This window comes from Flavobacterium celericrescens (assembly GCF_011392075.1).
In the GTDB taxonomy this organism is placed as follows: Bacteria; Bacteroidota; Bacteroidia; order Flavobacteriales; family Flavobacteriaceae; genus Flavobacterium; species Flavobacterium celericrescens.
Genome location: NZ_JAAJBV010000001.1, coordinates 434,224 through 448,018, shown reverse-complemented (window position 1 = coordinate 448,018; position 13,795 = coordinate 434,224). Strand labels below are relative to the sequence as shown.

Annotated in this window: 11 protein-coding genes; 5 read left to right on the top strand and 6 right to left on the bottom strand. The window is 34.2% G+C overall.

Features of this window, described 5'->3' with window-relative positions:
* Window position 1 precedes the first annotated feature (1 nt).
* From G4L40_RS02065 to G4L40_RS02040, 6 genes are all read right to left on the bottom strand, one after another.
* Entirely contained in the window at window positions 2–1,216 is a 1,215-nt protein-coding gene (locus tag G4L40_RS02065) for an aminotransferase class V-fold PLP-dependent enzyme (protein WP_166235615.1), read from the bottom strand.
* A gap of 67 nt (window positions 1,217–1,283) precedes the next feature.
* Window positions 1,284–2,408 (bottom strand): hypothetical protein, encoded by a 1,125-nt coding sequence (locus G4L40_RS02060; RefSeq protein WP_166235489.1) that lies wholly within the window; start codon window positions 2,406–2,408, stop codon window positions 1,284–1,286.
* Window positions 2,409–2,544: 136 nt separating this feature from the next.
* Complete coding sequence (gene sufD, locus G4L40_RS02055; RefSeq protein ID WP_166235488.1) at window positions 2,545–3,861, bottom strand: Fe-S cluster assembly protein SufD; 1,317 nt, start codon at window positions 3,859–3,861, stop codon at window positions 2,545–2,547.
* A 1-nt stretch (window position 3,862) separates the two neighbouring features.
* Complete coding sequence (gene sufC, locus G4L40_RS02050; RefSeq protein WP_111566550.1) at window positions 3,863–4,615, bottom strand: Fe-S cluster assembly ATPase SufC; 753 nt, start codon at window positions 4,613–4,615, stop codon at window positions 3,863–3,865.
* Between the two features lie 36 nt (window positions 4,616–4,651).
* Window positions 4,652–6,100: a Fe-S cluster assembly protein SufB gene (sufB, locus tag G4L40_RS02045; RefSeq protein ID WP_166235487.1), complete on the bottom strand. Its 1,449-nt coding sequence runs from the start codon at window positions 6,098–6,100 to the stop codon at window positions 4,652–4,654.
* 10 nt (window positions 6,101–6,110) lie between these two features.
* Window positions 6,111–6,440, bottom strand: coding sequence for a HesB/IscA family protein (locus G4L40_RS02040; protein WP_166235486.1), 330 nt, complete (start codon window positions 6,438–6,440; stop codon window positions 6,111–6,113).
* Window positions 6,441–6,584: 144 nt separating this feature from the next.
* Here G4L40_RS02040 and G4L40_RS02035 point away from each other — a divergent pair, with 144 nt between their 5' ends.
* From G4L40_RS02035 to rnpA, 5 genes are all read left to right on the top strand, one after another.
* A complete protein-coding gene (locus tag G4L40_RS02035; protein ID WP_166235485.1) occupies window positions 6,585–7,445 on the top strand; it encodes an MBL fold metallo-hydrolase in 861 nt (286 codons plus the stop codon).
* 74 nt (window positions 7,446–7,519) lie between these two features.
* Window positions 7,520–9,115: a S8 family peptidase gene (locus G4L40_RS02030; protein ID WP_166235484.1), complete on the top strand. Its 1,596-nt coding sequence runs from the start codon at window positions 7,520–7,522 to the stop codon at window positions 9,113–9,115.
* A gap of 78 nt (window positions 9,116–9,193) precedes the next feature.
* Window positions 9,194–11,077: a M1 family metallopeptidase gene (locus tag G4L40_RS02025; protein WP_166235483.1), complete on the top strand. Its 1,884-nt coding sequence runs from the start codon at window positions 9,194–9,196 to the stop codon at window positions 11,075–11,077.
* A 149-nt stretch (window positions 11,078–11,226) separates the two neighbouring features.
* Entirely contained in the window at window positions 11,227–13,350 is a 2,124-nt protein-coding gene (locus G4L40_RS02020; RefSeq protein ID WP_166235482.1) for an elongation factor G, read from the top strand.
* A gap of 65 nt (window positions 13,351–13,415) precedes the next feature.
* Window positions 13,416–13,787, top strand: a complete 372-nt coding sequence (gene rnpA / locus G4L40_RS02015; protein WP_166235481.1) for a ribonuclease P protein component — start codon at window positions 13,416–13,418, stop codon at window positions 13,785–13,787.
* The last annotated feature ends 8 nt before the right edge of the window (window positions 13,788–13,795 follow it).

Sequence of the window (13,795 nt, the reverse complement as noted above, 5' to 3'; positions counted from 1 at the left end):
TTTAAGATAACATCATTTGCGCTTTTTTAACCGCTTCTACAAAGATATCAATTTCTTCCTTGGTATTGTAAAAAGCAAAACTCGCTCTTATCGTTCCTGGAATATTGAAAAAATTCATAATAGGTTGGGCGCAATGATGACCGGTTCTAACCGCTATACCTAACTTATCGATAATTGTGCCAATGTCATACGGATGAATTCCTTCTATGTTAAACGAAATAACCGAAGCTTTGTTTTCACTCGTTCCGTAAATCGTTAACCCTGCTATTTCTTGTAATCTTTTGGTTCCGTAATCTAATAATTCTTGTTCGTAAGCTGCAATCTTATCAAAGCTAATCGAATTCATATAATCAATAGCAGTTCCTAAAACAATTCCACCTTCGATGTTGGGTGTTCCCGCTTCAAATTTATGTGGTAAATCCGCGTAAGTTGTTTTTTCGAATGTAACCTCAGCAATCATTTCGCCTCCGCCTTGATAGGGTGGCAATTTGCGTAACCATTCTTCTTTTCCATATAAAATTCCAACACCTGTTGGTCCACACACTTTATGTCCTGAAAACACATAAAAATCACAATCCAATGCTTGTACATCTGGACGTAAATGCGGTGTTGCTTGTGCTCCGTCGATTAAAACAGCTGCCCCTACTCCATGTGCTTTTTTGATGATGTATTCAATTGGGTTAACCGTCCCTAAGGCATTTGAAATGTGATTTACGGTTACGATTTTCGTCTTGTCGGAAAGTAAGTTGTCGAATTCTGAAAGGATTAATTCTCCTTTTTCATTCATTGGAATTACGACCAACTTTGCTCCTGTTCTTTCACACAAAAATTGCCAAGGCACAATATTACTGTGGTGTTCCAATGCCGAAACCATCACCTCATCGCCTGCATTTAAAAAACTTGCAAAACCATTCGCCACCAAGTTAATTCCGAAAGTAGTTCCCGAAGTAAAAATGATTTCGTGATTGTGCTTTGCATTTAAGTGATTTTGAATCGTATTTCGCGACACTTCATACGCATCAGTAGCTAATTGACTCAACGTATGTACACCACGGTGAATATTCGCGTTGATTTCGCTGTAATATTTGGAAATAGCATCGATAACCACTTGTGGCTTTTGCGAAGTAGCTCCGTTATCAAAATACACTAAGGGTTTGCCATTTACTTTTTGCGATAAAATGGGAAAATCAGCTCTTACTTTTTGAACATCAAACATTTTCATACAATTTGAGTACAAATTTACAACTTGATTGTTTATAATTGGAATAAATAAAGGTTAAAATCTATTGAAAATATTTAACTTCTGTTCCATTATAGTAGCCAATTCCATTGTTTGTGGTTAGAAAGACAAGTTCATTTTCGGAAATAAACTCGAATTTGGTGACATTCATTTGGTAGCCTACCGCATCTGAAAGGCCATCAGACCAATAAATCCATGGTTTAAACAAAAACTTTTTTAAAAAAATGCAATCATCAAACTCTTCAAGTTTAAAAAAACCAAAATTACTGTAATAATAAACAGAATTATTGAAAGGATTAAATTGAATAGGTCCCAAATATTCTTCAATAAAAGATTTTTGCCTTTCTTTTAATTTTTCCTCTGTATCATTTTTATACCAATTTCTTAAAGTATCTACAGATGTCCTTGTCAAAAAGCTATTGTTGTCACAAATTTGATAATTACCCGCAACTTTTTTAATTTTCGAAATATCCCCTGAAAGATAAAAATGCATTTTACTTGAAGTCACATAGATGGTTTCAGAAACAGATGTAATTCCTTTAATTCCAGATCCAATAAAAAAATTATACGGAAACTCAGATCCATTATTATCGTAAATATCATATATAAATTTTTCATTCTGCAAATCAAAAAAACAAACATCTCCTCCCCACTCACCAGCATCATAAGCAAACCACAAATAATTATTTTTATCTAAAAACAAAAAATCTGCTGGTATTAAAAAATCACTTCTTTTCCTTCTTCCCGCCTTTCGATAAAAAGGAGAATCAAAAATTGGAATATATTCAGATTTCTTGTAATGAATAGCTTTGTCAGAAAACACAACAACTTCGTCATGATTATCAACTAAAATTTTATAAAACAAATTTGCTTTTAAAGAATTAATTACTTCAAATTTGTTTGCTTTTATTTGTTTACAAACATTTCCTTTTTTATCAATAAATAGAATCTCACTATTGGCGTTTTTAACTAAAGAAACGGCTGATTTTGACAATATTCTCTTCTTCTTTGTCTCTAAATTAAACCTAACCAAACTATCTCCTTTTGTTACAGCATAAACAATATTTCCAACCACTTCAAATTCTTTATAATTAGTATTGAAAATTTCGATCTTTTTTGCGAAAACAGAATCTTGTTTAATTGCTGTTTGAGCAAAAAAAAGATTCATAAACATAAGAAGAATTAAAACTATTTTACATTTCATAAAAGATGTTTCTTTATAAGAGTTCAATTTACATAAAAAGGTTGGGATTTAAACAAAAAAACCGCCTTTTAGGCGGTTTCTATTATCTAAAAAGAAATAACTACAAATCAAATCCCATATTAACTCCTAATTTATCGGCAATAATTCTACCGATTTTAGCTTTTAATTCAGGTATTTTGATACTGTTGGTTACTTCACTTGTAAACGCATACATCAATAAAGCTTTCGCTTCTTTCTTGGGAATTCCACGTTGTTGCATGTAGAACATCGCGCTTTCGTCTAATTGTCCAATCGTACAACCATGTGAACATTTTACATCATCGGCAAAAATTTCCAATTGTGGTTTTGCGTTGATAGTAGCTTTATCGCCAATTAAAATGTTGTTGTTTTGTTGGAACGCATCGGTTTTTTGCGCTTCTTTTTCTACGAAGATTTTTCCATTGAAAACTCCGGTTGAATTGTCATGCAAAATCGTTTTATAGTTTTGGTGGCTTTCGCAATTTGGTGTTGCGTGTTGTACCAAAGTATAATGATCAACGTGTTGTTTGTCGCCAATAATGGTAATTCCTTTCAAAGTAGAATCGATTCGTTCGCCTTGGTGATAGAAATTCAAATTGTTTCTCGTGATGTTTCCACCAAACGAAAAAGTATGCACTGCTACTCTACTCTCTTGCTTTTGCGCGATGTACGTATTGTCAATCAAATTCGCAGTTTGCACATCGTTTTGTACTTTGTAGTAATCTACAATTGCGCGTTTTTGAGCGAAAATTTCGGTAACCGAATTCGTTAAAACTGGATTAGAATTCAAACTTTGATGACGTTCTACGATTTGCACGTGAGCGTTTTCTCCAACGATGATTAAGTTTCGAGGTTGTACCATCAAAGCTGCTTCATTTCCGGTTGAGAAATAGATGATTTCGATAGGTTTTTCAACCACTTTGCTTTTTGGAATATTGATATAAGCACCTTCCAATGAAAAAGCGGTATTTAGAGAAGTCAAACTCTCTTCTTTACTCGCAATTTGATTGAAATAGGTATCAATTACCATTTTATATTTTGGTTTGGTCAATGCAGAAGACATCAAACAAACATCTAAACCATCATGCGTAGTAGACGACAAAAACGAACTGAAAATTCCGTCAATGAAAACTACTTTATAAGTATCAATTTCGTGTAAGAAATACTTTTTTACATCTTTAAATTCAATCGAATTTTCTTTCTTCGGAAAAACCGAAAAATCATTTTTTAAAATGGTATTTAACGACGTGTATTTCCAAGCTTCCTCTTTTTTTGAAGGGAAACCTTTGTTTTCGAAATTTTTAATGGCGTGATTTCGAACTTCGTGCAAATCTTCATTGTCTTTGATTTTTTCTTCAAAGGCCATGAAGGAAGCCAACATTTTATCTTTCAACTCCATATTATGCTTCTTGTTCTTGTTTAATCCAGTCGTATCCTTTTTCTTCTAATTCTAAAGCTAAATCAGCTCCACCCGTTTTTACGATTTTTCCGTCCATTAAAACGTGAACGAAATCTGGAACGATATAGTCTAACAAACGTTGGTAGTGCGTAATTACTAATACCGCGTTGTTTTCGTTTTTCAATTTGTTTACTCCGTTAGCTACAATTCGTAACGCATCGATATCTAAACCTGAATCGGTTTCGTCCAAAATAGCGATTTTAGGTTCTAACATTGCCATTTGGAAGATTTCATTACGTTTCTTTTCACCACCTGAAAAACCTTCGTTTAAAGAACGTGACAAGAATTTTCTGTCCATTTCTAATAATTCCGATTTTTCACGGATTAATTTCAACATTTCATTCGCTGGCATTTCCTCTTTTCCGTTAGCTTTTCTACTTTCGTTGATAGCTGTTTTGATGAAATTAGTCACCGAAACCCCTGGAATTTCTACTGGATATTGAAACGATAAGAAAACGCCTTTGTGCGCTCTCTCTTCTGGAGCTAATTCTGAAATTTCTTCTCCGTCTAAAAAGATTTCGCCTTCAGTTACTTCGTAATTTTCGTTTCCGGCAATGATAGAAGATAATGTTGATTTTCCGGCACCATTAGGTCCCATAATCGCATGCACTTCTCCTGCTTTAATTTCAAGGTTGATTCCTTTTAATATGTCTTTGTCTTCTACCGAAGCGTGTAAGTTTTTTATCTGTAACATTTTGTAAATGTGTTATATATTCTAATTTATGATTGATTATCCTACTGAACCTTCTAACGAAATTTCCAATAATTTCTGCGCTTCTACTGCGAATTCCATTGGTAATTTGTTCAATACTTCTCTACTGAAACCATTTACGATTAAAGCAATGGCTTTTTCAGTTGGAATTCCGCGTTGGTTGCAATAGAACACTTGGTCTTCTCCAATTTTTGAAGTCGTAGCTTCGTGTTCAATTTTTGCCGAAGCATTTTTACTTTCGATATATGGGAAAGTGTGTGCACCACAATTATTTCCCATTAAAAGCGAATCACATTGTGAGAAGTTACGAGCATTTTCTGCTCTTGCTCCTATTTGTACTAATCCTCTATAACTATTTTGTGATTTTCCTGCTGAAATACCTTTAGAAATAATGGTTGATTTGGTGTTTTTTCCCAAATGAATCATCTTCGTTCCCGTATCTGCTTGTTGGAAATTATTGGTTACGGCAATTGAGTAAAACTCTCCGATTGAATTATCGCCTTTCAGCACACAAGAAGGATATTTCCAAGTTACCGCCGAACCTGTTTCTACTTGCGTCCAAGAAATTTTTGCGTTTTTCTCGCACAAACCTCTTTTGGTAACGAAGTTGTAAACTCCACCTTTACCTTCTTTATTTCCAGGATACCAGTTTTGAACGGTTGAATATTTGATTTCAGCTCCGTCCATTGCAATTAATTCTACAACAGCTGCGTGCAATTGGTTTTCATCACGACTTGGAGCGGTACATCCTTCTAAATAAGACACATAACTCTCTTCATCAGCAACCAATAACGTTCTTTCAAACTGACCTGTTCCTCCTTGATTGATTCGGAAATACGTTGATAATTCCATTGGACAACGAACGCCTTTTGGAATATAACAGAAACTTCCGTCAGAGAAAACAGCCGAATTTAAAGCCGCGTAAAAATTATCTTTCATTGGAACAACCGTTCCTAAATGTTTACGAACTAATTCTGGATGTTCTTTAATCGCTTCAGAAATTGAACAAAAAATAATACCTTTTTCGTTTAATGTTTTCTTGAAAGTCGTTGCCACAGAAACCGAATCTACCACGATATCAATCGCCACGTTATTCATTTTCTTTTGCTCATCAACCGAAATTCCTAACTTTTTGTACATCGCCAAAAGTTCTGGGTCAACGTCTTCTAATTTCTTATTCGGATCGGCTTTTTTAGGTGCCGAATAATACGAAATGGCTTGAAAATCGGGTTTTTCGTAATTTACGTTGGCCCATTCTGGCTCTTCCATTTCTTGCCAAGCGCGAAAAGCTTCCAAACGCCATTCAGTCATCCATTCTGGCTCTTCTTTTTTCTTGGAAATGGCACGAACAATGTCTTCATTTAACCCAACAGGAAACGTTTCCGAGTCCAATTCGGTATAAAATCCGTATTCGTATTCTTTATTTTCTAATTCGACTTTTAAGTCGTCTTCTGTGTATTTACTCATATTTTTTGATTTATAGAGAGAAACTCTCTCCACATCCACAAGTTCTTTGTGCATTAGGATTATTAAAAACAAATCCTTTTCCGTTTAATCCACCTGAAAACTCTAATATAGTTCCAGCCAAGTAAAGAAAACTCTTTTTCTCAACTGCAATTTTCACATTATTATCTTCAAATATTTTATCGTTTTCTCCTATTTCTTTGTCAAATTTTAATTCGTATGACAAACCGGAACAACCACCACTTTTTACGCCTACTCGCACGTAATCTTTGGCCGCATCAAAACCATCTTCCTGCATCATTGCAATGATTTTTTTACTTGCTGTGTCTGATACTTTAATCATAGCTTATTTTGATTTTGTCTAAATTAACCGCAAAGATAAGCCTTAAATTGCTTTTTACAAGAGTTACTAACATTTTTATAACTTATAGATTCATAGTTTCTGTTTATAGTATTTTTTGTAATTTGGCTGAAAAATGATTGAAACATGAAATTACATCCTATTGAAGCAGGAAATTTTAAATTAGACGGTGGTGCCATGTTTGGCGTGGTGCCTAAAACCATTTGGAATAAAACCAATCCAGCCGACGAAAATAATCTTATTGATATTGCAGCTAGATGTCTGTTAATTGAAGACGGAAACCGATTGACTTTGATTGATACCGGAATGGGCAATAAACAATCGGATAAATTTTTTGGATATTATTCGCTTTGGGGTGATCATTCGTTAGATAAATCTTTAAAAAATGCAGGTTTTCACCGTAATGATATTACCGATGTGTTTATGACGCATTTACATTTCGACCATTGTGGAGGAAGTGTAAATTGGAATAAAGACAAAACCGGTTTTGAAGTCGCGTTTAAAAATGCTAAATTTTGGACAAATGACAACCATTGGGAATGGGCAACAAAACCAAATTCAAGAGAAAAAGCCTCGTTTTTACATGAAAATATAATTCCAATGCAAGAAAGTGGTCAATTGAATTTTATTAAAAGACCAGTAGGAGATTTCTTACAGGAATCTGAATTAGGTTTCGGAATTTTCTTTGCAGATGGCCATACAGAAAAACAAATGATTCCACACATCAACTATAACGGAAAAACAATTGTTTTTTGTGGCGATTTATTAGCAACTGCAGGACATATTCCGATACCATATGTAATGGGTTATGACACACGTCCACTTTTAACCATGGATGAAAAAGCTAAATTTATGAATGCCGCAGCTGAAAATAATTATTATCTGTTTTTAGAACATGATGCACACAATGAAATAATTACAGTAGAAAAAACGGAAAAAGGCGTTCGCTTAAAAGAGGTTTTCACCTGTGAAGAAGTTTTAAAATAAAGTTAAAAAAACACAGAACTGTAACAAATAAACAATATTTCAGTCCAATAGCTGAAAATTAATTAATTGAGAAAATGAAGAAAATTTTTAGACCTCTGTATTTAAGCCTAGCTTTAGGATTTATTTTAGCTAGTTGCGGTCCACAAAAAATGATATCAACTCCTGTTGAAAATATCGATAATTTACCATTAAAAATAACTCCTGTTGCAGAAAACGATTTAAAACGCTGGAGTCATTTAGACTTAGTAAAAGATACTGTGCCGGGGATGAGTGTTGACAAAGCTTATGCTGAACTTTTAAAAGGTAAAAAAGGCAAAAAAGTTATTGTTGGAATCGTTGATTCTGGTGTAGATATTAACCACGAAGACTTAAAAGCTGTGATTTGGACTAATCCAAAAGAAATAGCTGGTAATGGGATTGACGATGATAAAAACGGTTACATTGATGACATGCACGGTTGGAATTTCTTAGGAAATGCTGTTAATGAGCAACTTGAAATGACGCGTATCGTTAAAAAAGGGCCGGGAACTCCAGACTATGATAAAGCAAAAGCAAAACTTGAAGAAGAATTAGAAGGAATCAAAGGTCAAAAACAACAATTAGACTTTATTTTAAATGCGGATAAAGCAATCAAAGCGCATTTGAAAAAAGATGATTTTACATTAGAAGAAGTAAAAGCAATTCAATCAGAAGATACTGGTGTAAAACAAGCAAAAGCTATGTTTACACAAATTCTAAGTAATACAACAAAAGCTGAATTTGACGCTCAAATTGAAGAATTCAAAGATTATGTTTACGGACAAGTGAATTACAATTTGAATGTAGAATTTGATGGTCGTTCTATCGTTGGTGATAATCCAAATGATTTAAAAGACACTAAATACGGTAACAATAACGTAGTGGGTCCAGAACCAAAAGAAGCTAAACACGGAACACACGTGGCTGGAATTGTAGCTCAAGTTAGAAGCAACAATATTGGTGGCGATGGTGTTACTAATAATGCTCAAATTATGGCTGTAAGAGCCGTTCCTAATGGTGATGAATACGATAAAGATATTGCTTTAGGAATTCGTTATGCTGTAGACAATGGTGCCAAAGTAATCAATGGTTCTTTTGGAAAATACTTTTCACAAAACAAAGAATGGGTTATTGATGCTATCAAATATGCAGAATCTAAAGATGTTTTAGTAGTTATCGCTGCTGGTAACGAATCTTATGATTTAGATGTTACTAATAAATATCCGAACGATACTTATGATAATTCTCCTGAATTTGCTAAAAACGTTATAATTGTTGGAGCGCTTTCGCCAAGTTATGGTACTAAAATGGTAGCAAGTTTTTCAAATTACGGAAAAAACAATGTAGATATTTATGCTCCTGGTGATAAAATTTATGCTACTACACCATTAAATAACTACGAATATTTACAAGGAACTTCGATGGCATCACCAAACGTGGCTGGTGTAGCAACATTAATTCGTTCATACTATCCAAGTTTAACTGCGGTTCAAGTAAAACAAATTATTATGGAAAGCGGAACACCATTAAAAAACACAGTTACTATTGGCGAAGACAAACACAAAGTAAACTTTGCTGATGCATCAAAATCTGGAAAGATTGTTAATGCATACAACGCATTACTTTTAGCGAAAAAAATGGCAAAAAAATAATTATTGTATATTTTATATTAAAATCCAAAACCTACAGGTTGTCAAATTCTTGTAGGTTTTTCTTTTAAAAAACTGATTATGAAAAACTTACTTTTTATTTTTATTTCTTGTATTGGTTTCGCTCAAAACAATCCAAATCCTGGTTATTGGCAACAACATGTTGACTATAAAATGGATGTCAAAATGGATGTCAAAAAATTCCAGTATACTGGAAAACAAGAAATCATTTATACCAACAATTCTAATGATACTTTACACAAAGTGTATTATCATTTGTACAATAATGCGTTTCAACCAGGAAGCGAAATGGATGCAAGGCTTCAAGCAATCTCTGACCCTGATAAACGAATGGTGCGCACCTTTAAAAAAGAAGGAAAAGATGTAAAAGAAAGTAGAATTAGCACTTTAAAACCAAATGAAATTGGCTATTTAAACATTGCTAATTTTAAACAAGATGGAATTTCTGCGACTACAAAAGTAGTGGGAACTATTTTAGAAGTTACTCTAGTAAAACCTATTTTACCAAAACAAAAAACAACACTTTCATTAGATTTTGATGGCCAAGTGCCACTACAAATTCGTCGTTCTGGAAGAATTTCTGAAGAAGGTGTTGCTTTATCCATGACACAATGGTATCCAAAATTATGCGAATATGATTTTGAAGGTTGGCACGCTAACCCATACATCGCGAGAGAGTTTCACGGTGTTTGGGGAAATTTTGATGTAAAAATTACCATTGATAAATCCTATACTATTGGTGGAACGGGTTATTTACAAAATAAAAACGAAATCGGTCACGGCTATCAAGATGCTGGTGTACAAGTTGTTTATCCAAAGAAAACAAAAACACTAACATGGCATTTTTACGCACCTAACGTGCATGATTTTGCTTGGGGAGCAGATAATGAATTTGTGCACGATATGATTTTGGGACCAAACGGTGTGGAATTACATTTCTTATACAAAAACAAAGCAGAAAACTTAGAGAATTGGAAAAAAATGCAACCTAAAACTGCTGAATTATTAGCGTTTTTTAACGAAAATGTAGGACAATATCCTTACAAACAATATTCGGTAATTCAAGGAGGAGATGGCGGAATGGAGTATGCAATGTGTACATTAATTACTGGAAACAGAGCCTATGGTAGCTTAGTAGGTGTAACAGCCCATGAATTTGCACACAGTTGGTTTCAACAAATTTTAGCAACAAACGAATCGAAACATTGTTGGATGGATGAAGGTTTTACAACTTATATTTCAAATTTAGCTATGCAAAAAGTGTTACCTCCAAAAACACCTGAAAATCCGTTTGAAGATTCATATAACAACTACATTTATTTAGCAAAATCCGGTAAAGAACAACCGTTAACCACTCATGCAGATCGTTACGATTTGAATATGTCTTATGGTATTGGAGCTTACAGCAAAGGAGAAATATTTCTAGCGCAACTTGGCTATCTAATTGGACAAGAAAACCTCAACAAAACCATTAAACGTTACTACAACGAATATAAATTTACACATCCAACACCAAACGACATCAAACGAGTGGCGGAAAAAGTTTCTGGTGCTAATCTAGATTGGTACTTAAACGAATGGGCACAAACCACAAATACCATTGATTATTCGATTAAAAATGTTGAAAGTGCAACCGATGGCGTACAAAGAACAGGTGTTTCGCTAGAACGTAAGGGAAGAATGCCTATGCCATTAGATATTTTAGTAGAATATACTGACGGAACAAAAGAATTTTTCTACATTCCAAATACGTTAATGCGTTGGGAAAAACCAAATCCATATACTGGAATTAAAGCTACATTTTTAAAAGGCTGGGATTGGGCCTATCCAACCTACTTTTTTGAAATTCCAAAAGCAAAAACAGATATAAAATCCATCACTATTGACCCGAGTGGTTTATTAGCCGATGTAAACAAAGAAGACAATGTTTTTGTAAAAAAATAACGAAAAGCGACTTTAGGGTCGCTTTTTTTGTGTGATAGCTTTGATAAACTACCTGATAAATATCATAACTCACGTTTTTAGAATGTCGTAATTTTAAGGTGCTTAAAACGCATTTCAAAAATTATTACGCAATTTAAAAATACAATATTATGAGCATTGCAACCAAAGACATTAGAAACGTGGTATTTCTTGGACATTCTGGTTCAGGGAAAACCACATTTATCGAGACCATGTTGTTTGAAAGTGGTATCATTCCGCGTCGAGGCTCGGTAGAAGCACACAACACGATTTCAGATTTTACCGATTTAGAACACGAAAGAGAAAACACCCTTTACAGTCATTTAATGCACGCCAAATGGCACAACAACAAAATAAATATTATTGACACTCCAGGTTTTGACGATTTTATTGGTGAAGTCGTTTCTTCGTTAAAAGTTTCAGACACGGCTTTAATTCTTTTAAATGCAGCTTCAGGTGTTGAAGTTGGCACCGAAATTGTTTGGGAATATGTGCAAAACTATCAAACTCCTACCTTATTTGTCATCAATCAAATGGATCATCCAAAAGCTGATTATGACACTACTTTAGAACAAGCCAAAAATCGTTTTGGAAGCAAAGTAATTCCAATTCAATATCCGTACAATTCGGGCGAAAAATTCAATAGCATTATCGATGTACTTCGCATGACGATGTATGTTTTTCCAGAAAATGGCGGAAAACCAGAAAAAATGTCTATTCCAACTGCTGAATTAGAAAAAGCAAACGCTCTTCATAATGCATTAGTTGAAGCTGCCGCTGAAAACGAAGAAGGTTTAATGGAAAAATACTTTGAAAAAGGTAATTTAGACGAAGAAGATTTAGCAAAAGGATTAACCATTGCCTTAGCACATCAACAAATTTTTCCAGTTTTTTGTGCTTCAGGATTGAAAGATATGGGAAGCGGAAGAATTATGGGATTTATTGATGATATTGCGCCTTCTCCAGCCGACAGACCTGCTAAAAAATTAGAAAATGGCGCTGAATTAAAATGCGATGCTTCTGATAAAACCACCGTTTTTATTTACAAAACACTTTCTGAACCTCAAGTGGGAATGGTTTCTTATTTCAAAGTGCTTTCTGGCGAATTGAACGCAGGAGATGAATTAGTAAATGCCGATAATGGTGAAATCGAACGCCTAACTCAAATTTTTGTAACCGAAGGAAAACAACGAACCGCAGTGGAAAAATTAGTTGCTGGCGATTTAGGAGCAACAGTTCGTTTAAAATTTGGCCATTCAAATAATACGCTTAACACGAAAGGTGTAGACCGAAAAATCAGAAAAATGCAATTTCCAGACAGCCGAATCAGAAAAGCCGTTTCAACTGCTAATCTTGCTGATATGGAAAAAATGATTAAGGCATTGCATCAAATTCAGGAAGAAGATTTAACTTTAAAAGTGGAACAATCTGCCGAATTAAAACAAACCATTATTCAAGGACAGGGGCAACTACATTTGGATTTAATCAAACACCGCATCGAAAACGAAAACAACATCGAAATTGTGTTTGAAGAGCCAAAAGTTCCCTATCGTGAAACTATCACTTCGGCGGCAAAAGCAGAATACCGTCATAAAAAACAAAGTGGTGGTGCAGGGCAATTTGGTGAAGTACACATCACTATTGAACCTTATTTTGAAGACATGCCAGAGCCGCATGGTGTAAATGTTCGCCATAAAGAAATTGAAGAATTGTCTTGGGGAGGAAAATTTGCTTTCTATTGGTGCATTGTTGGTGGAGCCATTGATAATCGTTATGCAACTGCAATCAAAAAAGGAATCATGCAGGAAATGACTGAAGGTCCATTAACGGGTTCGAATTGTCAAAACATACGTGTTTGTATTTATGACGGAAAAATGCATGCTGTAGACAGCAACGATATTTCGTTTCAATTAGCTGCTTCACACGCATTTAGATTGGCTTTTAACGAGGCTAAACCTCAACTATTAGAGCCTTATTATCATTTAGAAGTATTGTGCGAAGACCATCACACAGGAGATGTTATGGGTGATTTACAAACCAGAAGAGCCATCATTCAAGGAATGGATACAGACGGACATTACCAAAAAATTATTGCAGAAGTGCCTCTAGCTGAATTAAAAGATTATGGTTCAACACTTCGCTCACTAACACAAGGAAAAGCAAAATTCAAATTGCATTTTGCAAATTATCAACTAGTTCCAACACATGTACAGGCCGAATTAGTTAAAAACAAAACCGTTTTAGCAGAAGTATAATTTTGAAATACACACTAAAAAAGCTTCTTCATCATTTGAAGAAGCTTTTTTTATACCTTTGCTCCATGCAATTCACTTATCCCAAAAAAGAAAAATTAAAAAGCAAAACCGCTATTGATTTGCTGTTTTCAGAAGGAAATTCGGTTTCGAAATTTCCACTGCGCTTGGTATATGTTGAAAACAAAGAAGAAAATGCCGAACAAATAAAAATGGGCGTTTCGGTATCAAAAAAATATTTTAAGAAAGCCGTAGACCGAAATTATTTCAAACGTGTTTTACGTGAAACCTATCGTTTAAACAAGCATCTTTTAATTGATAATTTGGAAAAACCGTATGCTTTTATGTTTTTCTATCAAACAAAAGAGCGCCTTTCTTATCAAGAAATTGAGGAAAAAACCATCCAACTTTTTCAAAAATTTAACGAAATTAAAAAGTAAATCACCAC